This window comes from Chitinophaga terrae (ex Kim and Jung 2007) (assembly GCF_900107795.1).
GTDB classification, from domain to species: Bacteria; Bacteroidota; Bacteroidia; order Chitinophagales; family Chitinophagaceae; genus Chitinophaga; species Chitinophaga terrae.
In genome coordinates this window covers 91,256-117,078 of sequence record NZ_FNRL01000020.1, presented here as the reverse complement: position 1 = coordinate 117,078, position 25,823 = coordinate 91,256, and the positions used below count along the sequence as shown (strand labels likewise).

Below are 25,823 nucleotides of genomic sequence, written 5' to 3'. Positions count from 1 at the left end.
GGCCGGGCCTTATACGTTATCATTGAATTTAAATGAGATTACCATTTAACCTGAACCCATTTATTAGGAGTAGATCCCAATACCCAGGTGTCGATCTTAGAACCAGCGCTTGCAGCTGCTCCGTTAGATTTGAAGTTATTAACAGTTACAGTAGAGCTGAACGGATTTGTTAACCATAAAGACGCATTTGGAACTGCATTTTTGATACCTACGTTAGCGTTAGCTGCAAGGGTAGCAATATCCCAGAACCATGTTTTAGCATTATCAAATCTCAGACCTGTAGCAGGTACACCATTAGATTCAGCTGCAAATGGAACTGCTGTTAAGGCAGTTACACTACCTGCACCAAATCCATGAGCGAAGCTGTTCTTGATAGTAGAAATACCTGATCTGTATTTAGCGCCGGCAGTACCGGTAGCGCTATCTATTGAGATACCGAAGTTGTAACCAATGAAAATTGAATTGCTGATTTCAAATTCTGTATTCCTTCTCAGATGCGCTGCACGACCGTAACGTCCGCTACCAGATGGTTTCTTAACAGTATCAGATGCCAGTGTAGTATTAGGCACACCAACAATGGTTAAGTTGTTGTATTTAGCGTGTGTAATACGGGTAGTAACAGAGCCTGTTGAATTGTTATCGCTCTCAATACCATTTGATTGGCTCTTATCTGCGCGGAGTTGATCAGCTACACCCAATGCGTTAGCAATTGTACCTTTGTAACCATTGTCTGTATCAAACATATCATCCAGTGAATTGATTGCAATCAGGTGAGTTGCGTTCACAGAGCCTCCAAACCATTCGAATGCATCATCCCTGGATTCAGTTACCGCTACATAGTCGATAGTAGTACCGCTACCAACACCACCCAGTGTCAGACCGTTGATTTCATTATCCGGAGACAATTCATAACCGGCATACTCAATACGCACATACTGTAAGGTACCAGAGTTATCAGCGTCATTGGATCCGCCATAGAAAGGACTGGCAGGGAAACCGTTAGGAATACCTTCGATACGTGCAGAATCGCCGCTGCTAGGGTTGTTAATAGGAGCTCTACCAAGGATGATAACACCTGCCCAGTCACCGGATTTAGCTGAATCCGGAACAGAAGCATCATCATAACGATAGGAAGTAAATACGATAGGGCAATCAGGCAAACCAACAGCATTGATCTTAGCGCCGCGGGTGATCACCAGACCACCGCCCGGAGTTGAACCGCTGCCGGCCAGACCAAGAATACGGGTACCATGTTGGATAGTAAGTGTATGGCCTGCAGTTACATAAACAATACCATTCAATTTATAGCGTCTTGCGTTGCTCAGGTAAAGATCTGTATTGATCACACCTGTGATAGTACTATCTGTAGCTGGAAGCGCATCCAGGCATCCGGTTGCCAGTACGCCAGCGTTCAATGGACGATCGCCAATTTTTTGGTTATCCTTTTTACAGGAAGTGATTAACATAACGCCTAATAAGGCAACAGATAATGCTGATAAAATAAGAGGTTTTCTTTTCATTTTTTTGTTTTTTTAGGTTAAACTGTACCTGATCAGGGTACATTATGGATACGCGTATATATCGTTGTGATATTTTTCTTTACTAAAACCGGTAGCTTAAGACCCCACTCCATGTCATACCCGGCCGTGCTTCGAAATCAATGAAACTTTCTCCTTTTCTATACAACAATTGCTTAGCAGTAGGCGCTTTTTTACCATCGCGTACATCGGGATTATCACTGAATTTGTTATAATACACTAAGGAATAGCTGTTTAATAAATTAGCAACATTGATCTTAAATTCTAATCGGTTTTTCAACAGGTGTATTGCCAACTGTGCATCAAGGCTTTCTATAGGCCGCTCAAACAACGACTCCTGGTATATCTCCGTAGGACGGAACATTCTATTGGAAATGTAGTTATAGCTTACGCTAAGTGAAACAGGTTTAGTATCATAATATAGTCCCGCGTTCAACATCATATTGCTCGCTCCGGACTGGGGCCTTTTTTGCACGCTTCCCAGAACCTCCACCGGAACAATCTTATTTGGATTATTCGGATCTGTAGTATTAACAGAGCTCCTCATTGCCAGTACTTCCGCGAACAACCTGGTAAAGTTTCCAAAAACGGTTAGATTTTGTAACACAGGTACTTTAGTAAAAGCAAATGATTTTCTAATCTCTGCCTCAATTCCGTAATTCTTTGCCCAGCGATTATTCAGCAATTCGAATTCTCTAAAGTCACCCTGCTTGTATATCTCCATCGGGTAGTCTATCTTCTTGTAGAATAAAGACAATGACAACACCTCTCCCGCCGCCGGGTACCATTCATAACGAAAATCAAGATGCTTAAGCAGCGTAGATCTAACCAAAGTCGCAGAATAATTTCCTCCCAACTCAAAATCATATTCGCGGAAAAAAGATAGTTCCCTCAGATCAGGTCTTATAATACTTTGCGAATAGGCCAAACGGAGATTCATTGCAGTATTCAGGCTATAAGTCAGGTTAGCCGAGGGGAAGAACCTTAGGTTAGGCTCCCTGCTCCTTACAGCAGAAAAGTCGAACTGTTGATCAGGATGCGCCGTGTTTACATCCTTAATTACCTGGTCTAAGTTGGCATTGGCATTATTAAGATTATAATACTCAGCCCTTACACCCCACACCAGTCTCCAACGATCCGCAATTTTATCATCCAGCATCAGGTAGCCTGCATGCAAATCCATAGTCCGATGAAAATTATCGCCAAACCTGTCAATAAAGGTTGACACACCGTTTTCAGGAGAGAAAGCCTGTGATAAAGGTGAAGCATAAATCTTGTTTTCATTTGTAGAACCGGTGTTGATCACATAAAACGACCGGTCTTTACTCCAACCTGCATAACCAACTTTAACTGTATTATTGAGTGATATGCTGCCGAGATCAAAGTTGAAAGGAGCCGACAAAGCGAGATCCCAGGTATAATTATTTTCGTATGCCCTGCTCCACCAACGTAATGCCCCTGCACTTATCCCTGTGCTGCCGGGAGCTCCCACATTATAATCCGCTGGATCTTCAGGTTTGACCTGAACAATGCCAGTAGTAAGCTGATGATTATCCGGGCGTTTGCGATCAAGCCGGATATAACTGCCCATCCATTTCAACTTTATTCCTTTAGATCCAAGCGCATGTTCTCCTCGTAATTGATTCTGCCATAAAGTTGTTTGTGTTGTAAGATCATAATAACCCCATCTGTCCTCTGGCCCTCCCAGTTGTAATTGCTGATCCAGTGACCTTAAATAAAGACTTTGAAAACTTATTTTGCTGTGCTTATTGGTATATCCTATCCCCGCTATTCCCCCCAGATTAGTAGTAAACCCGTAACGTTTGCCAATGTACCCAACATTATCACCGGATAAATCAAGTCCCGGATCATAACCATCACGGCTCATCCTGATCTCTTGTGTTAACAATGTATTCCTATAGCTGGCAGATGCCATTACCCCCAGTTGCCCTCCATTCTTATATTTAAATACATGTCCTCCTGCAAGCTGGTAATTAGTATTGGGCTGCGCTTTCATTTTTGTCAATCCCCAGTTATTACTCAATGCTGTTGGATCACCGTTATGCAGTTTGTATGCCTCCAGAACGTCATTACTACTCTTCCAATCAAGCCTGCCATACAAATCCCTGTGCTTCGCCGGTTGCGCCAGGTATTCACGTCCTTCGAGCTTCATGGAAACAAAATCTTTTCCTGTTGTCTGGTTATTAAACCCACCACCAACGCTAACATTCAGGAAATTCTGCGTGGGAATATCCACGGTATTCACCTCTACCAGGCCTCCGCCAAATTCGGCGCTGCGATCCGGCGTCAGTGTTTTGACGACCGTAATATTTTCGACAATATTTGACGGGATTATATCAAAACTGAAATTTCTCCTGTTTAATTCCGTACTGGGCATTACCTGGCCGTTCAACACCGATTGATTGTAGCGTTCACTCAGTCCACGCACTACTACAAATTTGTTGTCAACCGTCGTAACGCCGCTGATCCGCTTCAGCGTTTCTCCAAGGTTTTTATCAGGCGTACGGGTAATCTGTTCCAGGCTGATACCATCCGAGATGGATGCGCTATTTTTCTGACGGAGATATAAAGAAGCAATACTTTCTCTTTTAGCCGACGCTACTACTTCTACTCCTTTCAGTGTACCTTTCTGGATATTCAATGTAATGTCCAGTTGCGTTGGTATTGCGCTGTTAACAATTACCTGGTTTATTTTTTTTGTCACATATCCTGTTGAACTAACTTGTAAGGAGTAAGTACCAGGAGTAATATCCATCGCATATTTTCCATCAATGTCCGTAATGGTGCCACCACTACCTATTTGAATTGTAGCGCCAATTACCGGCGTCCCATCCTTTGCATCCAGCACCTGGCCTATAACCCTGCCTTTTTCCGGTTTACCAGCAGGTTTGCGCTGAATAGTAATAACATCTTTTTCTACCTTAAAATGATATGGCGTACTTCTAAGCGCTTGTGACAACACTTCCTGCACGCTACCATCCTTTATATTAACTGTAACCTTTGTTGATAAATCTACCTCTTCTTTCACCAGGTTCACTACATAGCTGCTTTGTGTTTCAATCTGCCTGATCAAGCCGCTTAATGGTACCTGGCTTAACGAAACACTCATTTTTTCGATACCATTTTGTGCCAATAATGGATTTGTAAAAAAAACAATTACCACCAAACCGATAAGTAGCCCTTTTGCAAACCTCCAGGCATGGCTCCGCCTGTCCCCCCTTCCGGAGGCATTTGTCGTAAAATTGTGCATTCTTGTACTTTTTACTTTTTTTAGTATGCTAAAATTGATAGAAACAGAAGTCCATTTATCGGATTACAACCAACGAATCCTTTACCTGGTACTTAAAGTGCAACATCTTGCTTAACAGGTCTAAAATCTCCCATCTGCTCTTGTCTCTGAACGTGGCTCTGATATGTTTGTTTAAAATTTTGGTGTCAGCTACTTCAAACCTTAACCCATATTTATATTCCAGGTTGCGGAATACGTCTCCCAACGTTACATTATTAAATACAAATTCATTTTGTGTCCATCCATCTATAGATCTGAGATCCGTTTCTGTCAACAACGAATTTCCCGACGTTTCAGAGATGACTATTCTTTTACCGGGGGTGAGTAAAACGCTGTCCGGGTTCCCGCTGTTACTTACCGCTATTTTTCCACTCTTTACTGCTACTTCAGTTAATCCTTCCACTTTATAGTTGCGTACATTGAAAGATGTACCCAATACGTTAATATTAACCTGACCTGTCGTTACCTTAAACGGCGCCTGTTCGTTTTTTGCTACATCCAGGAAAATTTCACCCTCTACCAGTTTGATCTGCCTGATAGGCCCATCGAACTTCTCTGGATACATCACTTTTGTAGCGCCATTTACAAAGATCTTCGAGTTATCCGGTAAATAAATGATCAGATTTTCTCCGGCCTGTGTTGTGATCAGTTTCCATTCGATACCGGCTGTTGCATTATTATTATACTGTTGATATCCGGGATTAGCCAGCTGCCAAACGGCAACACCCATTCCCAATACCGTTGCCGCTGCTGCGGTGATCCTGATCACCGGTTTTTTCCACCAGGCAATGCGCGTTGCCGGTTCTTCGCTTATTTGTGGTACAATACTTTCATATACCCGGTCCAATTCATGACTTCCAACCAGCATAGGCTGCTGCTCTTTCCATTCTTCATCCGGAAATACCGCCGACATCTCTTCCTCCGTTGCACTTTCCAGGAAATGCAGTATCCATACCTCTTCTTCTTTAGTCAGGGTACCGGCTTTAAGCCCAACCAGGAGTTCTCGTATTTTTCTGATGTCCATATAAGAAGTACGCTGAATAAATCCGTCTACCCTCCCGGAAGTGTATTAAGGAATCGTTAAGAGAAAGTGTTTTTTGGGGAAAAGCGTCATAGATAGAGAAAGGGAACAACTACGAATTCATCAACATAAAATATATCAATACATACTGGATCCTGGTCAATAGCTTCGACTCCAGTATCCTTGATGTCTGGCGTATATACTTCTCCACCGTTTTAACCGCGATCCCCTCTTTAGCCGAGATCTGGCGATAGGTTAACCCAAACTCCCGATGCAGGCGGAAACATTGTTGTTTCAAAGGGCTGATCTCCTGCATCACCTGTTCATAGAACTGGTTGTTTTCTTTTTCCTGGATGCCGTTCAGCGTATCCATATAGGGCTGCTTGTTATAAGTATCCTGTACTGACTGGGTATAGCCGCTGTTATGTTTTTTGTCTTTTGCCAGTGTCCTGAAATGGGAGATAACTGTATTCCTGAGGATTGTAAAAAGGTAACCATCCAGCGACTGCTGTTCGTCTATATTCGCCCTGTTCTGCCACAATTTTACATACACTTCCTGGGCAATATCATCGATATGGATGTTGTCATGGAATGCTTTCAGCAAATAAGCATGCACCCTGCCATAAGTTTTATTGAAAAACTCTCTGAAGGCCAACTCATTACCATTCTTTATTTTGAGTGCGAGGGAATCCATATGCTACCTGGGTTTTTTAGCAGCCGGACAAATATATTTCAACCGTCCAGCTATTCAATATTATCAAAAGGTTAATTCAGGTCCGTTATTGGCGTAATAACACAGGGGCGGCATTTGCGGCCTGTTCAACGGCCGACCGGTAAACAGCACGGGCACGGATAGCCGGGTGCAAGGGAGCCATCCTGAGATCTGCAGGTTCTCCGGTATACCCGGCGCCGTAGATCATCTCAAGGGCCTTGCGAATAAGTGCGTCTTTACCTGTGCCGATGTCTTCAAGCGGCAGCTGGGAAGTTTCATCTACTACCTGTTGTGGTACCAGCCCTCCTGCATAATTTCCTTCGTTATTCCTGTTAAAAAGCTTGTAAACAATAGGCTGTATCACCCAATCCACCTGCCGGGGAACACGCCCGTCTGCAATCGTGAAACTGGCTTCGTCTTTACCTGTTGTTTTTTCGCCCACCTGGATCACGTTTATAAATGGTTTCAGGTTATTTACCAGCATCTCCGCCGCCGAAACCGTGGCATTGGTAGTTAAGATAAATATCCTGTTCAGTTGTAATTGCCTGCTTTGCAGGTCGGCAAACTGCCGGCCCGCCGGGTTGCCCGAGGTATTGAGTATATTTTGAAGGCTATGTGAACTCCTCCCTTCCCCGCTATTTCCCTGGAAGATGGCAAATACTTCTCCCCCATTCAGCCCGGAAGCTATCATTCCGGCCAGTTTAGCACAGGAAGCTACACTCCCCCCTGCATTGTAACGGAGGTCCACAATCAGGTCGTTGATGCCTTCATTTTTGAACTTCGTAAATGCAGCCAGCAAACTGCCATCATATGCCTCGTTAAAACTGCTGTAATACAGGTAACCGGTTTTTCCCGCCGTTCCTGAAAACACCCTTGTATAATAAACAGGATCTTCATTCCTGAATCCCGGAGAAACAGGTTTGCTGTCTCCATCTCTCCAACTGTTACCTGTATAACTGGCAACTGTCAGCTGAAGTGAACCGCGGTTATTTAAAAGCTGGTTTACTTTCTGCATGTTCTTGTCAGTAACATATTCTCCATTCACCTTCGTAAAATAACTGCCGCGTTTAAAACCTGCCTGCTCAGCTCCTCCTCCTTTATTTACCAGGGTTACTACACCGATATAATGATCCAGATCCGGCACCTGTAAAAAAGCATATTGCAATCCATACGTAAAATAAGCGTTGCTGGCAGGAGGCACATTTGGCCCGCTGATATGAGAGAAACGGTCGTTGACCGATAACAACGACTTAAAAAAGAGTTCGGGACTCAGGGAATAATCCGGCTTGGCGGGTATTTCGCCACTCCAGTAATAAAATCGTCGCATGCTGTCGAGCACCCACCTGTTGATCTTCCCTAAACTATCTGTGGGATAAGGTTCCGGCAAGGCGTCTTTTTTGCTGCAGCTGCTGAGCATTAACAAAACAATAAACGGGGAAAGTACTTTAACAAAGGATTGCACACAGGTTATTTTAACAGGAAATTATACCTTTCCTGTTACCGGGTAAAATAAAGACGATGAAGTTTATATTAAGAGATTCCTGCCTGCTTGTAACGTTTTGTTTATCATGCTAAATAAGAAATTAACCTGCCGGATTTCCGGGGGGCATCAGTACCACTGCTTTTCTTCCCCCAAGCTCCATTTTTTTTAAAAACTCCAAAAACTGGTGACATAGGGCTGTCATACCCCCCTCGTTACTTTGTAGTATTAAATCACATAAAAAATGGAAAAAAGAACCATCGACCCATGGGAATGGGGCAAAAGAACCAATTCTGTGCAAGCCGTAGAAGTAAAACAGGCCTCCGCAACCCTTTATTGTTCAGGCCTGGTAGCCATCGACAGCAACGGGCAACCCAGTACCGGCAGTATGAGAGAGCAATTGATCCAGACCTTCGCTAACCTGGAACAACTTATAACTGAAGCCGGCTATCAATGCAGCGATATCGTAAGGCTGAACGTTTTCACCACTTCTACCACCGAATTTTTTACCACCTGCGCAGACCGATACCAGGACTGGATCAGCAGGAACGGCCTCAGGCAAGCCGCAACATTACTGGAAGTAAAAGGCCTGTTTGCCGGTTTATCCGTAGAAATGGAAGCTACTGCGGTAAAATAGCAGTTAATATACAGCCCGGTCCCCCCGGGCTTTTTGCAAACAATTAACCGGGACGGAAGATGGACGATCTGAAACGATTTGACAGGATACTAAAGATCTTTTTCCTGTTGCAATCCAATTACGTACTCACGAACGAAGAGTTGCAACGCCGCTTTGGCATAGGGCGCAGAACCATCTACAGGGATCTGAAAGCCCTTGAATCGGCGGGTATTCCCATCGTTAACGAAGCAGGAGAAGGTTATTCGATCATGGAAGGATTCAGGATCCCTCCACTCAGGTTTACGCAGGAAGAAACACTGGGATTGATGGTGGCTGAAAAAGTCATGCAGCAGCAGGAGACCGCGTTTATTAAACAGCATTTCGAATCTGCGCTAATCAAAATAAAAAGTTCTTTTCTCCTGCAACAGAAATACCACCTGCTCCAGATGGAAGGCAGGGTCTCTTTTAACCGGGATATCAAATCCGGCAACTACCTGCCCAACGTTATAGACGTGTTGGTGAACAGCCTTCTGACAAAGCATATTGCGCTGATCTCGTACCAGAAACGAACAGACACTGAACCAATACCAAGAGAGATAGAACCGGTAGGCCTGTATTTCGAAAACTATTTCTGGTACCTGCTGGCGTATTGCCATTTGCGCGGGGAATACAGGAATTTCAGGATAGACAGGGTCAGCAGCGTACAACTGCTGGAAAAACAATTTACACAGGAGCACCTGCCTTTAAAGGAACTGCGAACCAAAATATCGGCCACGCAGATCACTCCAATTGTTATCAGCGTAGAAAAAGAGCATGCGCATTATATGTTCTGGGAAAGGATGGAATATGGATTTAAAAAAGAAAAAGAAACAAATGGCAGGTTGATCATGTATTTTGATTGCCCTACCCACCCGGTATCTTTTGCCAGGTGGCTGATGAGGTTTGTGGATATTGCCACCATCATTGAACCGGTATCGCTGCAGCAGGAACTGGTACAGATACTGACGGATGGATTGAGGAATAATGAAAAAGACCACAGGTGATCCGTCGCGTCGGTCACCTGTCTTTAGCAATTGTTAAGTACCTTTGTACCGCCAAAAGAAATTGTTTACAACCCGTTTATAGCTTTTTTATATGAAAGAAAGATCGGCAGATAAGAACCCATACAAAGACATACTTTTCGGAATTGCTATTGGAGATGCGCTGGGAGTACCGGTAGAATTCATGAGCCGGGAGGCAATTGCAAAAGACCCCGTTACCGACATGAGAGGTTTTGGCACCCACAATCAGCCGCCCGGTACGTTTTCTGACGACAGTTCGCTGGCCTTTTGCCTCGCAGAAGCTCTCACACAACCATTCGACCTGCAAACAACAGCTGATAATTTTGTGAAATGGCTAAATGAGGCCTACTGGACCGCCAGGGGGTCAGTTTTTGATATTGGCATCGCTACTCACCAGGCCATACAACACCTGGCCAGAGGCTGCAAGCCAGAACTGGCGGGAGGCATGGACGTTTCTGAAAACGGCAACGGGTCTTTAATGCGCATACTTCCATTGCTGATGTATATTAAAGACAAACCGGTGCAGGAACGATATGAACTTGCAAAAAAGGTTTCGGCCATCACGCACGGGCATATACGTTCTGTGATCGCCTGTTTTTATTACCTCGAATTTGCCCGGTACCTGCTGCAAGGACAAGATAAGTTCCAGGTATACCAGACATTGAAAAAAGAAATTCCCGCGTTTCTTCGCAGCATTTCCATTAACCCGGAAGAGATCAGGATTTTCCAGCGACTGCTGGAACAGGATATTTTTGAATTAAAGGAAAGCCAGATCCATAGCAGCGGGTATGTACTGCATACGCTGGAAGCCAGCACCTGGTGTTTATTAACAACAGGCAGTTATAGCGACGCCACATTAAAAGCAGTGAACCTGGGATCTGATACAGATACGACGGGCGCTGTAACAGGCGGCCTGGCCGGACTGTTGTACGGATGGAAAAATATTCCCGCCGGTTGGGTGGAAAAACTTGCCAGGAAAAATGAGATTGAAGACCTGGCGGAAAGAATGGAGCTATTTTTAGAAAAGGATGCCCGGTAAACCCTGGCATCCTTTCATGAACTTATTTCATTTCGTGTACGGTAATATGAAGTTTACCTTCCTGGTCTTTCCATAAAGGACCTTTTACACTGATCTTATCTCCCACGTTATATCTCTTATATTGGCCCCCGTGTTTTTGCAGGTTTACAATACTGATAGTGGCCAGGTATTCTTTGCCGGATGCTTCTTTAATAGTTGCCGTATAACCGTCTTTTCCATTTTCAATAGCGGTGATCTCTCCGGCTACCGATAGTTCCATGTGATCATTTTCGATGACCGACCCGGCTTTCCTGGTTGACGAACAGCTTGTTGCGCCTAATAAACTTACAGCCAATGCGGTTGCTATCATTGTTTGTTTCATATTTTTTTGCTTGAATCTTTTGCAAACATACGGGAATGCAAGAAACCTGCCATTTCCTGCATACTAAATTTACCTGTTGCCAAGCCAGTCCAGGAACTCCGCCGCTTTCTCCCTGCCCACCACCAGCTTTTCATCTGTTTCTATATTCAACTTTACCAGCAGCTTCCTGTCGAAATAATGCTGTACTTCTGTAATGCACCTGAATGCAACCAGGTATTGCCTGTTAATGCGGTAAAAGGATTGCTTCCCCACAAGCCGGTGTATTTCGTCCAGCGATTCATTGATGCCGAACCGCTTCTTTTCGTCTGTAACCAGGTTTATCCCGCTCATTCCTTTGTAGAAATAAGCGATGGAAGAAGTTGGAATATTGATATAGGCGTTATGGTTATAAACGAGAAAACTCTTCTTGGTTTCTTCTGCGGCCAAAGACCGGAGTACCCGCGAAACCTGCTCTGCCGGCAAACTATCTTTCTGAAAATAATCTTTCAGCTTCTTCACCTTATTCAATGCCTGTTCTATATCCTTCACATCAAAAGGCTTCAGGATATAGGCGATCCCGTTATTCCTGAATGCCTGTATGGCATACTCATTGAACGCAGTGCAGAAAATCACCGGGGCCGTGATCTCCACCTTCTCAAAGATCTCGAAACTGAGCCCGTCTGCCAGCTGTATATCCAGGAATATAATATCGGGGTTGCCATTTCTCCCTAACCAGTCAACGGCGCTTTTCACGCTTTGCAATATGTCCGGCACGTGCGCATCCGGGCTTACCTCCTGGATTAATCGCGCCAACGCCCTGGCAGTTTTTATCTCATCTTCTATAACCAGCACTTTCATAAATAAGCGGCAGTTTTATCGTAAACTCGTGTTCCGTATTATCAATCCTGATCTCCTGGTTGCTGATATAGCCATATCTTCCTTTGATATTCGACAACCCTATGCCAACAGATGCCGGGTTGTTTTTAAGCTGTTTGTTGTTCCTGACAACCAGGAAATCGCCTTCCCTGGAGATCTCTATCCGTAATGGACTGTCTAATGCCAGGATATTATGCTTGATACAGTTTTCCACAAGCAGCTGCAGGGTAAAAGGAGGAATATAAGTATTGCCCGCCTGTTCATCCAGGGAGATCCTGATATCTATACCTTCTTCAAACCTGGAACGCAAAAGAAAGATAAAAGATTCCAGGATATTTATTTCATCTTTCAGCAGGATCAGGTCGTCCTGGCGGCTTTCCAGCGAGTACCTGTAAAAACCTGAAAGATTTCTCACAAATTCAGAAGCCCCCTTGTCCTGGATATCGATCATCGCCTGCAGGGTATTAAGACTGTTAAACAGGAAATGCGGGTTTACCTGCTGTTTTAACAGTTCATATTGTGCGTTCAGGTTATCGGCTTTGATTCGTTCATATTGCAATGAAATCTGCTGCGCATTATAGCTTTGATACAGGAAATTGATGAACATGAAGATAGTCAGGTTAATCAGTACTCCCCTGAACTGGTACATGAGCATCATGGAACCGAACTGGTATTTCGGGAACAGCAACTGGTGCAGGGTCACCAGCAGGATCATTATAACGATGCCTGACAGGTTGCTCTTCAGCAACCGTTTCCCGAAAAAATCCGTATTGGGCGCCTGTACAGAGTATGCAGGCAGGATATGCAGGTTGTAATACCAGACGAACAATGCATACAGGAAAGCGATAGAAGCATCTACACTCAGTTCCACCAGCGTGATATGCAGCTGCATGATCTTCGGAATAGAAGCCAGTATGCCAATAAAGAGGGAGCTAAACCAGACGATCTTCTTCGAAACGTGGAAAACGCCGTTTGTTTTCAGCTCTATATACTTCGAAAGGTGCATAATAAAGTACCCCGTTTTTGCAAACTTAGGTTAATCTGCCGGTGAAATAAAGCCCTTAAGGCATTACCGCCGGCTTGATGGATGTGATAAAACCGATCCGCTGTTGCTGTTCATCATTGGTTGCGGATACGGCTGTTCCTTTTTCATTGTATCGCTGGTACTGAGCCTGGGCCGGATCTTTAAAGGCTGTACCGGTCTTTACTACTTCTATCATTTCCAGTCCTGCCGGGATCCGGGCGCCGAACCACCGGGCATCTTCCTGTTGTTTCCAGGTTACAAGCACCAGGGTCTTTTCTCCCGCCCGGGCCGAATCTGGCACCCGGAGTGCCAACAAAGCATTGGCATTTCCATACAGGGTGCTGGTAGTGCCCTTTGCGGGGTTAATGACAGTACTGATGGTTTTCAATTGGAGCTTTTCAAAATTAAAAGTGCGGGGCAGTGAAGCGGCATCGTTCCTGTTGTCGGCCCTGCCGCAGGCAGCCAGCAATATTACAGGCAGCAAATAAGCAAGTATATTTTTCATGTTAGTGTTGAATTGGTGCGGTGAAAACAAAATCATTGTCTTTCATCGGGCGATGGCAGTTAACGCATTCCATCGTGAATGTGGAGGTTTTACCGTATGGCACTAACGCCGGCGTTTTAAACCTGGCCCATGCCCAACCGGCGGTAGCTTTATATTTGCTGTCATCTTTGATCATATACTCCACCTGTTTGAATGCGCCGGTGGTAATATTGCCCTGTTTATCCGTTAACTGGTCCCAGGCTACTTTTGCGATTATTGTTCCGTTAGGCCATGGATTGGTATGATGCTCCCTGATGGCCTTCACTGCTACCTCGTTGCCAAAAATGATCCTGATGGTACCGTTATCTACACGTTGCGTAGTGCTGATCGGCGTCCAGTCTTTGTATTCGGGGATATAGGCGATCCCGTTAACATCTGCCGGCAATGTATCCGGCCTCGCCTTCTCCTCTACCAAAGAAGCATACTGGCTGGCCAGCGCCGCCTCCTTAGCGGTATCCGCTTCCTGTTTGGGCGCCAGCTCTTTAACATAATTCTTCAGTACCTGTATATCATTCACCGATAACCTGGCTGCTCCATGCACCAGGGCATAGCTTTTTAAAGGCATTGCACCCTGTATCGCCTGGTTCACCGCTTCCCATAGCTTTGCATTCCTGTCTGGTTTGGCCATATCGTTCCAGGTAGAAAAGTTCAGCACCGCTCTTCCTTTGGCAATATGGTCCGCCACCAGCCAGTTGGCCGGGGTGATCTTATCAAACCATCTGAGCGCCGTCTGGTTAGAATGGCAGTCGAAGCATGCCCTTCTCAGGATTGCATCCACCTCGGGCGAGAAATGCGCCAGCCTTTTCTCATCAGGCTTTTCTACAGCTATGGTGGGCCTGTAGAATTGTGCGGCTAAAAACGCCAACAGCAGCAAAGCCACTACTATTTTTGTTTTCTTGTTTAATCTCATTGCAACAGTTTTTATCAAAGGTATCAACAGCGAAGGCGACAGGAAAGTTGAAAACTATCGGGGCGTTCAAAATGGGAGTCGAAGTGTTCAAATAAGGCGTTGAAGGTGGGGTATCTTAAAAGGAGGCGCCGTCAGACACCTCCCTTGACTATTGTTCAGCATATCGTCACTGCATCTGCGAAGCGCGCTGTTTAGCCATTTCCATAGGCTTCTCCAGCCTGGCAGACAACATTTCAGCCAGCGGGCCAAGATGCAGTTTATTACCCTGGTTCGCTGTTTTATTGGCAACTGCCTTGCATGCCGCCATAACCTGCTTTGCATGATCTTTCACAACAGATCCTGCATCTTGTTCTTTGTCTTTATATTCCTCCAACAGCCCAAGCAGGTTGCTTACATATGCCCGCTGCAATGCGCGCCTTTCGGGGCTTATGTCCGCCCCTGATTGCAATTCTTCAAAGATACCCTTATAAAGATCGTTCAGCAGATCGCCCGCCTGGTAAACGTCTGCATCGCCGCTGATCTGCGCTTCCCGGAGCTTATCAAATTCCTTTGCATCCATCAGTTGCTTCAATGTCCGCTTCTGAAGGTCGGTAACAATCGTGAAATCTGTGGTTGTCAGTTCATACAGCCTGCGGTTGCGCAGCCATTCAGGCGTAGCGAACAGTTCTTTGTTCAGGAATTCGACGGCCCGCCGCTGTTTGCTGCGGGGAAAGAAGGCGTATACATCTCCATTCTGCGAGGTAGTAAGTGGTGTAAACTGTACTCCCCCAACGTTAGCGGTTACATGTTTGATATACCACTCGTACTGTGCAACCAGCGCCTTGTAAACATCTTCTACCCTGTTGTACGTGGCGCCGGGGGTTTGTACCCAGTTGAATAGCTGCGGCGCAATACGCTGCAGGTTTTTGATGCCATATTTTCCCGCTTCCATGGCATCATCTCCCATATCTTCCCGCTGGTTATCAGGAAACTTAGCGCTTGGATCATCGCCAATTCCAAAACGAAAACGTTTGCTCTCCTTCAGTTTATCAACGATCCATTTATCAAGTATCGGAGCTTCCGCGCCGGCGGCAGTTCCCGGCGGCAGCAGCTTGTATCCCCATTCTACCGCCCATTTGTCGTAGTCGCCGATCCGTGGGAACAGCCCCGCTTCTCCAATACTGTCTTCCGGTTGCGCAACGTAATTGAAACGTGCATAGTCCATGATTGACGGGGTATGGCCATTGGCTTCTACCCATTTCTTGTCGCGCAGCTGCGCAATAGTAGTGGTTGAAGAAGCACCCCAGTTATGCCGTAACCCTACTGCATGGCCGACTTCATGACTGGATACAAAGCGGATCAGTTGCCCCATCAACTCATCGCTGAAATAGGGCTTCTGCGCGGCGGTATCAACCGCGCCAGCCTGGGTGAGATACCATTTATAGAGGATCTCCTGCACGCTGTGATACCACTGGATATGCGACTCGATGATCTCGCCGCTGCGCGGGTCCTGCAACGAATGTCCCATAGCGTTACCTATAGCCGAGGCTTTGTAAACTATAACATTGTGACGGGCATCGTTGATATCGAATGTCGTATCTCCTTCCGGCACTTCTTTCGCGAAAATGGCATTCCTGAATCCTGCTTTCTCAAACGCCGCCTGCCAGTCGTTCACTCCTGCAACCAGGTAGGGCACCCATTTTTTCGGGGTTGCAGGATCTATGTAGAATACAATAGGTTTCTCAGGTTCTACCAGCTCACCCCGGAAGTATTTTTCCATGTCTTCTTTTCGGGGCTCCAGTTTCCACCGCCAGATATTGGCTGCCATCTTCACCGTACCGTCATCGTTCCACTGCCGGAAATCTGTTGGCACAATACCGAAGAACCCTACCCGCTCGTCTGTCAGGCGCCCTTTCATTGGCTCTTTAGGCAGCAATATCAGGCTGCTGTTGTATAGGCCTGTCAACGTTGTATTGCCGGCGCTATAGCTCCGGGTGCTGGCTATTTCAATATTGGCGGGAAATGCTTTTACGCTGTTGAGGAAAGAACGATCCGCAGCGAAGGTACCCGGCATCGCCAGCATTTTAATAGCTGCCATGTAACCGAATACGCTGTTATCGGAATTCAGGAAGTCTGTCATATCGATCACCCATGCGCCTTCCGGGCTTTTTGCAAGCACGGGAAAGATCGCATACAATGGATCTGTGTTGTTTCGTTCAAGCGAAGCGCTCAGGTCATTGCCGGAGGTGCGCTCCGACGTACTTACCACCTGCAGCATGATCCTGTTGTTTTCCGCCCTGCGGAAACGGAACATCGACTGCCCTATCCAGTCGTTACCGTAACTGCATAAACCGGAGAAGGGATTTCGCCAGTCCTGCGGCGACTGGATGATCCTGTTTACCGTGAACAGGTCGCGACCCAATATGCTATCCGGTATTTCAAACAGGTAGCGGTTATTCACCTGGTGAACGGTAATAAAGCTTTTGCCCGTAACCGCCGTTGCAGGTACGATCTCTTTGTACGGTTTCAGCGAGTCGGCAGATGGCAATGCATAGGCGTTGCACAATGCTGCCAACAGAAGCAGCGTTCCGATTATCTTCTTCATCGTGTTAGTCTTGTTGGTTTATCTGGTGACGCCGGGAAGTTGAGGCCAATATATAATCGCTCGTAAATATCAGCCAGATGGGCTTTATTGATCCCTGTATACGCGGCAGCCGATTGTTTTAGTTTTACCGCAAGCGTTTTGGCATGTTGTTTCAGGATAGAAGGAATATCGTTATCCAATCGCTCGGCGGTTGGCAACATCGCTAACAGTTTGGCTATATAAGCTTTTTGCAGTTCGCGGCGGTAAATGGAAATAGCAGCGGAGGCGTCCAACTCCGAGAATACCGCGTTGCTTAACTGTTGCAGGTAAGCGGCCGGTTCCCAACCGGGACCCGCGTTATCTCTCGCTACCAGCAACTTGCCCAGGGTATTAAGATCCAGCAGGTCGCCCAGTATTTCCTGCTGCACCCGGGCAACGGTATCAAAACTTGTAGCCGTCTTGGCATACAGCGGCCGGTTTTCCAGCCACATTGGGGTTTCCAGCAACTCTTTGCGTATCAGCTGTAACGCTGCCTGCTGTGTTGCAACCGGTACAAAACTGAACCTTGGCCCTGGCTGGTCGCTGTTCCTGGCGTCTATATAAACGCCGCCAATCTGGTTTACCAGCAGCCGAATGTATTTTTTATGCTGATCTACCAGCGTATTGTACATTACCCCGGCTTTCTCGTAAGTACTTAAAGGCTCCCATGTCCATTCCAGTAAATGAGGCGCCACCAGTTTCAGGTTACGTATACCCAGGGCCGTTGATTTAACAGCATCGTTGCTCACATCCCCCCATTGATTGCGCGGATCGGCGATCTGGCGGTTGTCCGCTTTTGGCGTTTCATCAGGTATGATCACCTTCCCGGCAACAGTGGTTGCAGCCGGCGCCGGTGTGGCATACCCCCAGTTTATCAGCAGTGCGTCTGCCTCGCCCACTTTCGCCAATAAATTTTCCGGGTCCACTTTGTCTTCCGGTTGCACCGCATAGTTGATCAGCGCTTCATCCATCGCCGAACTGTTGAAGGCATGTTGTTTCAGCCAGGCGTTATTCCTGATATCGGGCAGTGAGTTCATCCACGATGCGCCGGCGTTAGGCTTCAGTCCTAATAAGCGGCCGGTTTGCTGGGTAAACCAGGCCTGGATCAATCTGCCCATGGTAGCATCGTCGAGGCCGGGGCGGTTCGCATTCTTATCCAACGCTCCCGCCTGTACGAAATAGCGTCTGTACAGGTCCTGGAGGGTTGAGAGATAGAAGTTCAACTGCGCCTGTATGATCTCCCCGCTTCTTGGGTCCGCGATCAGCTGTTCCTGCAAACTGCCATTGCCGGGTCGGAAACTCACCATGGCATAAGGCAATTGCTTTGGCCCTCCTTTGTCGGTTACTACCTGTATCGCCTGTTTATAGCCGGCCTTTTCAAACGCAGCATTCCAGGCTTCAATACCTGCTTTCACAGCAGGTATCCATTTCGGGGGAAAGAGGCTGTCTACATACCAGGTAACCGGTTGTACCGGGGCGCCGTTATTAGCAGGCGTAAGCCGCCAACGATAAATGTATCCCTGGTTTATTACCCCCAAAGGATTTTTATCGAAATCAATGAACGTGGTTTGCTGGTAGCCCGTGCGGTTGTCGGCCAACCTGCCCTGCATGGGTATTGCAGGCAACATTACCACCAGGCTGTTGATCCGGAAAGTAACCGGTACCATAGCCGTTGATCCTTTACTTTGCGGCTTGTTATAAGTACGGGTAAAGGTAAAATCGAGTTGTGCGGCGTTAGCCGAAACGGATTCGATAAATGACCTGTCGGCAGCTATAGGGCCTAAACCGGCTTGTTGCTTTATAGCGGGATCGAAACTAAAAAGCCCGTTGTCCTGGTTCAGGTAATCGGTAATATCAACAAGGGAGCAATGCAAACTATCGCTAACTGCCTTAACCGGGAATTGCTGTACCAGCGGCTGTGCGTTGTTACGGTCCAGCGATCTGGCCAACCCGTTGGCGGAGGTATCAGCCGACCTTTCTTTGTAGGACTTCGACTGTATAAAGATTTTATTCCCTTCTCCTTTTTCGAAGTGGAACATGCTTTGCCCCACCAGGTCGCCTGCATAGCCGTAGCTGTTATCTGCCGACCTGAAATCGGCCGGGGCGGCGGCAACACGGTTAATGATCATCATCTCCCTTCCCAGGGCAGAATCGGGTATCTCCAGGTAATAACGGCTATCAGACCTGTGGATCTTCATATAGCCGTTATAGGTAGTCGTCCTGGCGTTTACAATATCTTTATAAGGTTTCAGACCGTTTGCCGGCAACGGCAAAGGCATGGCTTTCCGTACGCTGTCTTTCTGCCGGGCGCTGGCGCCAAGCATGGCAATAGCCAGCAGGCCGCTGACAGCGGTAGCTTTCAGTATTAAATGCATAATTGATTGTTTGAAACCGGGCGCCGTTTACTGCGGCGCCATGATTATCCTAGTAGCCCAAGGTTTGTTTTAAATTCGGGTTTGCCTGTATTTCGGTTGGCGATATAGGCCAATATTGCTGGAAGCTTTGCCAGGTACCATTCTTCACTTTTACTTCTTTTGTCATTACTTCATCCAGCAAGCCTAAACGACGAAGGTCCATCAGCCTGTGCGCTTCCTCGGTGAAGAATTCTGTCCTCCTTTCCTGTACAATAGCCGTCATCAATGTTTCCTTTGTATTTGCTGTTGTTTCCTTTAATCCTGCCCGCAGGCGGATTGCATCCAGGTCGCGGGCTGCGGCGCCGGTATTGCCCAGTTGAGCCAGGGCTTCCGCCCTGACCAGGTAAACTTCTGCAAGCCTTATCAACACCACGTATTCATCATTCGTAGTCTTGGATTTATACTTATTGGGAATATAATACCTGGAGGTATCTCCATTCTTTACCTGGTAAATGCCGTAGGTCCATTGGGTGAAGCGCTGATCGCCGGTTTCAAAACTTTTTACCAGCGACTGGCTCAGCACTCCATTGACGCCATACGAGGATATAGTATTACCGGCAGGGATCTCAGGCGATGTGATCGCACTAAGGTATATATACCTGTCTTTCACATAGGGCGACAACGTATTGGTAGCCAGTGGGGCCAATGCTGCAATTGTTTCCTTATTGCCGGCAACAGTGAAAGTATTTGCCAGTGGCGCCAGGCTGTATAAAGTATTTTGGCTGATCACATCAGATGCCTTATCTGCAGCCAGCTGGTACTGCCGGGTGTAGAGATATACCCTTGCCAGCAATGCAGTTGCAGCGCCGCGGTTCGGACGCCCCCGGTCGGGTGTTGTATTTCCGTTCACATCTGCATAAGATTCAGGCAACAGCTTCTCTGCCTGTAAAAGGTCATCGATCACCTGTTTGTAAACATCAGCCAGCGGACTTCTTGGCAGCACGTTGTTTTTCGCATAATCCGAGGTTACTACGACAGGCACATCTCCATAAATTCCGGCCAGGTACAGGTGTAAAAGCGCTCTTAAAAAATAGGCTTCGCCCATCCACTGGGCACGATGATTCAAAACCGATTTGCTGGCTGCAATTCCTTCCAGCGCTGCATTAACACGATATATCTGCGCATAGAAAGTGGTCCACAAATCAGATACCTGACCAGGCGCCACTACACTTGAATAGATGGAAGTATTCAATTCGGAAATAGAGTAATTGGTAAGTTCATCTGTATACAATCCTCCTTTGTAACCAATTCCCTGGCCGTCAAACAAGCTACCGCCTGACAAAGTACCGAAAATCCCGTTCAGGGTGGCGGCACAACTTTTATCGTTGGTAAAGGCGCTCTGGTTGGAAATCCTGTCTACCGGCAACGGTATATCCAGGTAGTTTTTACAGCCGCTGCCCGTTATGCCGGCAACGAAACCAAGAGCGATGATAATTGATTTATATGAACGCATGATCTGCTGATTTTTGTTGCTGTTATAAGTTTAAGTTTAAGCCAAACACGTAAGTACGCAGGGGAGCAGTGCCAATACCGAGATTCTCAGGGTCCAGTTGCCCGAACTTGGAGAAGGTCAGAAGGTTCTGTCCCTGGGCAAATACCTGCAACGATTTGATCTTTGCCCTGTTAAGCCACTTGGGGTTCAGGGTGTAGGAGATATTCAGGTTCTGAAGCCGTGCATATGTTGCCCGGGTATAAGCGCCTGTACTATTGGTAAAATTGGACTGGGAGAAGAAGGTAATAGCTGCGTTCTGGCTCATTTTCGGAACATCCGTTATATCTCCTTTTTTCTGCCAGCGTTGAAGGTATTCTACAGAAGTATTCTGGTTAAATCCGCCAGCGCCAAAGGTTTGGGAGCCAAGAAAATTCTTGCCCATACGATTCGTGAAACTGAACAGCACATCCAGGGCAAAACGCTTATACTTGAAATTATTGGTAAAACCGCCGTAGTATTTCGGGCTGAGGTCTATGAACTCTGTCCTGTCTTTATTCGGGTCCAGGCTGCCCCCCGAAAAGAGCGTCCACTCCCCTTTCTCTCCATTCTTGTAAAAATTATAAACACCGGTTTCCGGGTTTACGCCGGCATACTTAACCAGTTTGATTCCCGTTACCGGCTTGCCCACAACATAATTTAGGTTGGTGATCACATCCAGGTTCGGGTAGGATACCAGCTTGTTCTTTGGCAAAGTGATATTGAAATTAGAGTTCCAGCTGAAATCTTTTGTTTTTATGTTGATGGTATTCAGGTTGATCTCGTACCCCCAGTTATGAATAATGGCGGGTGAGTTAACCGTCAGTCCCGCAAATCCCGTAACTACTGAAAGAAATTGAGGAACAAGCTGGTTGGAAGTGATGTTCTTATAATAAGTCGCATCTACGCTGACACGGCCATCCAGGAATTCCAGCAGGAGGTTGAGGTCCTGTTTCTTGCTTACTTCCCATTGCAAATAAGGATTTGCCAGGCTGGTTGGTATCAGCGCAACATTACCCTGGTAGTTGCCCCCGTTCGAGTATGTGCTCAGGTAACCATAATCGCCTATGTTGTCGCCGCCGGCTGTTCCGATACTGGCCCGCAATTTTGCAAACGATATAAACGGAAGCGCATTCCTGAACCAGGGTTCTTCGCTCATGATCCAGAAAGCGCCTATGGAGCCGAAATTGCCATAACGGTTATTCGGCCCAAACCTGGTAGAACCGTCCCTGCGCCCGGAGAAATTTACCTGGTACTTGTCATTCCAGCTATAATTCAGGATCGCAAAATACCCCACGTAACGGCCGGGGAACTGGTTATAGTTGGTTGTGATCTTGTCCCTGTCTGCAAAGGAAGGGTTATACAACAGGTCGTCCGACAGGAAGCCGCTGCCGGTAGTGCGGTCATAATACTGCAGCTTGTCCTGCAAGGTCATACCTACTGTTGCCGTTACGGTGCTTTTCCTGAACAAACCGCGCTGGTAGCTGATATTCGGATCGAACGTCAGGGTGCGGATGTTGAAAAGGTTCAGGGTACTGTTGGTTGTGAAAACCGTTTTAGGATTAAAATAGCTGCTTGGCTGCCCGCTGATCTCCTTGCCCGACAATACGTTATAACCCAGCGTTGCATTGACGTTCAGACCTTTTACAGGAGTGAACCTGATATCCAGGTTGCTGAGCAAATTGTTGGTATTTGACTTATAAATAGTGTTGAACACTTTGGCGGCGTTATCGCCGGTTTCCCAATTCAATGTGCCGTCTGCGTTATACAATGCAGGGGCGTTAGGCGCCTGGGCAAGGTACGATGATGAATTAGCTGTAGAGAAATCATATGGCACCATATCGTTTTTGTTAGCGCTATAGCTGCCGGTAAGACTTACATTCAGTTTGTTATTCTTTGAATGTGTGTTCACATTGAAATTAACTCCCCCGTTGTTAACTGTTCCTTTAGCCGTTTGTATATCGTTCTGCACATTATAATTACCCCCCAGGCGATAAGAGAACAATTCAGTACCGCCGGAATAGCTGATGTTATTCTGTGTTCTGAAAGCGGTATTGCCGGCCAGTTCGCTATACCAGTTGGTATACCTGTCGGCAGGCCATGCGCCGTTTACATCCAGGTCGGTTGGTTTAGGCGTTGCATTGTCGTTTGCAAACGCCTCTTTACGCAACATCAGGTAATCTTCGGTCCCCAGCATTTTAGGAGTTATGCCCCGTTTGCTGAAACCGAACCTGGTATTAAGGTTTAAGCTTGGAACACCCGGTTTCCCTTTTTTGGTGGTGATCACCACTACTCCGTAGGCGCCACGCGAACCATAGATAGCCGTGGCATCTGCATCTTTCAGTACATTCACCGATTCTATCTGCGCGGGGTCCAGGAAATCCAGGCCGTTACCGCCGGCCAGTATATTAGGCAGGGAACCGGGATTGAGAATAGGAAGGTTATCGAAAGGGTATGCCACTCCGTCTACTATAAAGAGCGGAGAGGTACCGCGGCCTGAGTTGCCGTTGGAAATAGAATTGCGCCCGCGGACTTCTACGCTGAATGCAGAGTTTGGGCGGCCGCTGTATTGCTGAATAAACATACCCGGCACTTTACCCTGCAGGGCTTCCAGCACATTAGGCACCGGGTTCCTGGCAATTTCTTCTGCGGTGATGGTAGTGATGCTGCCGGTAGAATAGCGCTGGCTGGTATTGCTGTAGGCCTTCACCTGCACTTCGTCCAGCCTTGAAGCAGATCTTTCCAGCTTAATGCCTACAAAAATGCCGCCTATACCTGGCAATGGAACCTGTTCCAGGAGATCTGCCTGCGCCTTATTCAGCGTATAGGCGGAGACGTTATTGCCGTTCTTATGAAACCCAACTTCTACAGAAGCATAGCCAACCATGGTAAACTGCAATACCGTATTTTCTGTAATATGGTCGATGGAATATACACCCTGCGAGGTAGTAAAGGCGCCCTGCGTCAGTCCTTTTATCCGCACGGAAGTTCCCGGCAACACCTCCCCGGTCACGGACTTCACGCTGCCGGAGACCCTGAATTCTTTTTTCTCCTGGGCTGGTTCCTCCAGTTTAAGGTAATAGGTAGGTTTGCGGGATAAGGAGATGGTTTTATCTTCAATGATATAATTCAGGGGCTGATCTTTGAGGATCATATCCAGGAAGTCTTTCAGGGGGGTATCCTTTACTGAAAAAGAAACAGGTTTGCCGAGGAAGAGATCTGATTTATTGCTGAATACCACATAACCTGTTTGTTTTTCGATGATGCTGAAAACCTGTTTCAACGGTATATTGTTACCTGCATAGGTGATTGATTGTGAATTGGCGCCGGCATACACCTGCAACAAAGCAACAGTTAATAAAAAGGCGGTTAGTTTCATAACCCTTAAGATTTTGGTCAATGCATGGCTTCCGTAGAGGCACGACGGCAGCCGCATGCAGTTTTTTTTCATAAATTGCATTGCTTTTTGGTTGATTTGTTTAGAAATAAAGCTCTCCTGCTTTGTTATTAATCCGGATCATCAAAGGCGTACCGGGAGTGGCTCCAACACTTCCGGTTTTTTGTTTTCCCCGGCGGATCAGGCAATATGAGGCCTGTTACGGCTTATAAAAGCTGCGTTCATTTTTATCATAGTCTGCTAATCATTTTTTTTGAATCAGGCGGCCAGGACAACCAGTTTCCTGCCTTCCAGCCTGAAATGTACGCCTGCCCTTTCCAGCACTTTCAATGCTGATTTCAGGGAAAGGCTCCTGCTTATTTTACCCACAAATTCAATATCCGGCGCCTCGCCTTCATACACTACTTCCAGGTCGTACCAGCGGGCAAGCTCCCGCATGGCGTCTTTCAGGTTGGTATTCTCGAAATTGAAATAACCGTTTTTCCAGGCGATTACTTTACCCAGATCGGGATTGGCAATTAATTGCAGGTCCCCGTTTTTGTTCCTGTCGATCTTTGCCTGTTGGCCAGGTTGCAATAAGAGGCTCTTTTGGTTGGCGGATACCCTGATAGCTCCTTCCAGCAACGTAGTCTTTGAATCGTTATCATCTTCATACGCGCTGATATTAAAACTTGTTCCTAAAACCTGTACTTCATCATGTTCTTTCGTCGACACCCTGAAAGGGGCCAACGCGTTACCGGTTACTTCAAAATATGCTTCTCCTGTGATGCTCACTTTTCGTTCGTTGGCGGCAAAAGCGGTCGGGTAGCGGATACTGCTGCCTGCGTTCAGCCATACGTGCGTTCCGTCGGGCAATACCAGTTGAAACTGCCGTCCTTTAGGAGTAGTTACGGTATTGTAAACCAGGTCGGTATTCCCGCTGGCGGCTGTGCCTTCATAAGACAGGCTTCCATCTTTCAGCACAGCATTAGCGCCTTTTTGGGTAGCTACTATACCATTGGCCAGGCTGTCGAGAGAAATGACTTTGCCATCTGCCAGGGTGAGCAGGGCGCCGTTCCTGCCGGCGCTGATATCTTTTTCAGAATTCACGGCTACTGATGACGGAGCAGCCTGCTGCCTGCTGTTCATATACCACCAGGTAACCCCTCCTCCCAATAGCAGCAATACAGCGGCAGCGCGGACCAGGATTGCAGACCGGCGTACCGGGCGCAATGCAGGCCTTATTTGTTGCAATACCTGTTGTTTTACACGCTGCTGGGCCTCCGGGAAGGAGTAGGTTTCCTTCAGGCGAAGCTCCATCAGCTCGTCCGACAATTCGTCCAGCACCTCGCTGTACGACGGATCGTCTATTACCTGTTTCAACCGGACCAGATCTTCCCGGTTGATCGTACCTGTCAGGTACTGTTCCAGCAATACCCGGATATCTTGTTTATTAATCATAAACGTTATTCAGTAGTAAAGACGCAGTAAA

At 46.8% G+C, this 25,823-nt stretch carries 18 protein-coding genes; 3 read left to right on the top strand and 15 right to left on the bottom strand.

The features are described 5' to 3' along the window. Nucleotides 1-38 precede the first annotated feature (38 nt). From BLV62_RS19580 to BLV62_RS19560, 5 genes are all read right to left on the bottom strand, one after another. The gene (locus tag BLV62_RS19580) at nucleotides 39-1,520 is read right to left on the bottom strand and encodes a hypothetical protein (protein WP_139170304.1); all 1,482 of its coding nucleotides are present in this window, start codon (nucleotides 1,518-1,520) and stop codon (nucleotides 39-41) included. 82 nt (nucleotides 1,521-1,602) lie between these two features. Continuing rightward, nucleotides 1,603-4,668, bottom strand: coding sequence for a TonB-dependent receptor (locus tag BLV62_RS19575; protein ID WP_211117869.1), 3,066 nt, complete (start codon nucleotides 4,666-4,668; stop codon nucleotides 1,603-1,605). Between the two features lie 196 nt (nucleotides 4,669-4,864). After that, a complete protein-coding gene (locus BLV62_RS19570) occupies nucleotides 4,865-5,872 on the bottom strand; it encodes a FecR family protein (protein WP_089763660.1) in 1,008 nt (335 codons plus the stop codon). A 109-nt stretch (nucleotides 5,873-5,981) separates the two neighbouring features. Continuing rightward, entirely contained in the window at nucleotides 5,982-6,563 is a 582-nt protein-coding gene (locus BLV62_RS19565; RefSeq protein ID WP_089763659.1) for an RNA polymerase sigma factor, read from the bottom strand. An 85-nt stretch (nucleotides 6,564-6,648) separates the two neighbouring features. Continuing rightward, nucleotides 6,649-8,043, bottom strand: coding sequence for a S41 family peptidase (locus tag BLV62_RS19560; RefSeq protein ID WP_139170302.1), 1,395 nt, complete (start codon nucleotides 8,041-8,043; stop codon nucleotides 6,649-6,651). Nucleotides 8,044-8,305: 262 nt separating this feature from the next. Between BLV62_RS19560 and BLV62_RS19555 the strand changes: the two genes are divergently transcribed. The 3 genes from BLV62_RS19555 to BLV62_RS19545 all read left to right on the top strand — a co-directional run bounded on the left by BLV62_RS19555 (nucleotide 8,306) and on the right by BLV62_RS19545 (nucleotide 10,777). Further along, nucleotides 8,306-8,698, top strand: coding sequence for a RidA family protein (locus BLV62_RS19555; protein WP_089763657.1), 393 nt, complete (start codon nucleotides 8,306-8,308; stop codon nucleotides 8,696-8,698). Nucleotides 8,699-8,757: 59 nt separating this feature from the next. Next, the gene (locus tag BLV62_RS19550) at nucleotides 8,758-9,720 is read left to right on the top strand and encodes a helix-turn-helix transcriptional regulator (RefSeq protein WP_089763656.1); all 963 of its coding nucleotides are present in this window, start codon (nucleotides 8,758-8,760) and stop codon (nucleotides 9,718-9,720) included. A gap of 91 nt (nucleotides 9,721-9,811) precedes the next feature. Further along, on the top strand, nucleotides 9,812-10,777 hold the full coding sequence (locus tag BLV62_RS19545; RefSeq protein WP_089763655.1) for an ADP-ribosylglycohydrolase family protein: 966 nt from the start codon (nucleotides 9,812-9,814) through the stop codon (nucleotides 10,775-10,777). Between the two features lie 22 nt (nucleotides 10,778-10,799). Here the strand turns inward: BLV62_RS19545 and BLV62_RS19540 are convergent, their stop codons facing one another. The 10 genes from BLV62_RS19540 to BLV62_RS19495 form a co-directional block, all read right to left on the bottom strand. Next, complete coding sequence (locus BLV62_RS19540; protein ID WP_089763654.1) at nucleotides 10,800-11,138, bottom strand: hypothetical protein; 339 nt, start codon at nucleotides 11,136-11,138, stop codon at nucleotides 10,800-10,802. A 69-nt stretch (nucleotides 11,139-11,207) separates the two neighbouring features. After that, entirely contained in the window at nucleotides 11,208-11,975 is a 768-nt protein-coding gene (locus BLV62_RS19535) for a LytR/AlgR family response regulator transcription factor (RefSeq protein ID WP_089763653.1), read from the bottom strand. Further along, nucleotides 11,950-12,999 (bottom strand): sensor histidine kinase, encoded by a 1,050-nt coding sequence (locus BLV62_RS19530; protein WP_089763652.1) that lies wholly within the window; start codon nucleotides 12,997-12,999, stop codon nucleotides 11,950-11,952. The genes BLV62_RS19535 and BLV62_RS19530 overlap by 26 nt, the downstream gene beginning before the upstream one ends. 55 nt (nucleotides 13,000-13,054) lie before the next feature. Further along, the gene (locus tag BLV62_RS19525) at nucleotides 13,055-13,522 is read right to left on the bottom strand and encodes a hypothetical protein (RefSeq protein ID WP_089763651.1); all 468 of its coding nucleotides are present in this window, start codon (nucleotides 13,520-13,522) and stop codon (nucleotides 13,055-13,057) included. Nucleotide 13,523: 1 nt separating this feature from the next. Further along, a complete protein-coding gene (locus BLV62_RS19520) occupies nucleotides 13,524-14,471 on the bottom strand; it encodes a heme-binding domain-containing protein (RefSeq protein WP_089763650.1) in 948 nt (315 codons plus the stop codon). Between the two features lie 166 nt (nucleotides 14,472-14,637). Next, nucleotides 14,638-17,055, bottom strand: coding sequence for a zinc-dependent metalloprotease (locus BLV62_RS19515; protein ID WP_089763649.1), 2,418 nt, complete (start codon nucleotides 17,053-17,055; stop codon nucleotides 14,638-14,640). Beyond that, on the bottom strand, nucleotides 17,052-19,448 hold the full coding sequence (locus BLV62_RS19510; RefSeq protein ID WP_089763648.1) for a zinc-dependent metalloprotease: 2,397 nt from the start codon (nucleotides 19,446-19,448) through the stop codon (nucleotides 17,052-17,054). The genes BLV62_RS19515 and BLV62_RS19510 overlap by 4 nt, the downstream gene beginning before the upstream one ends. A 49-nt stretch (nucleotides 19,449-19,497) precedes the next feature. Then, nucleotides 19,498-20,940: a RagB/SusD family nutrient uptake outer membrane protein gene (locus BLV62_RS19505; RefSeq protein WP_089763647.1), complete on the bottom strand. Its 1,443-nt coding sequence runs from the start codon at nucleotides 20,938-20,940 to the stop codon at nucleotides 19,498-19,500. A 22-nt stretch (nucleotides 20,941-20,962) separates the two neighbouring features. Then, nucleotides 20,963-24,334, bottom strand: coding sequence for a SusC/RagA family TonB-linked outer membrane protein (locus BLV62_RS19500; RefSeq protein WP_168927917.1), 3,372 nt, complete (start codon nucleotides 24,332-24,334; stop codon nucleotides 20,963-20,965). Between the two features lie 276 nt (nucleotides 24,335-24,610). Next, nucleotides 24,611-25,792: a FecR family protein gene (locus tag BLV62_RS19495; protein ID WP_089763645.1), complete on the bottom strand. Its 1,182-nt coding sequence runs from the start codon at nucleotides 25,790-25,792 to the stop codon at nucleotides 24,611-24,613. Nucleotides 25,793-25,823: the final 31 nt, after the last annotated feature.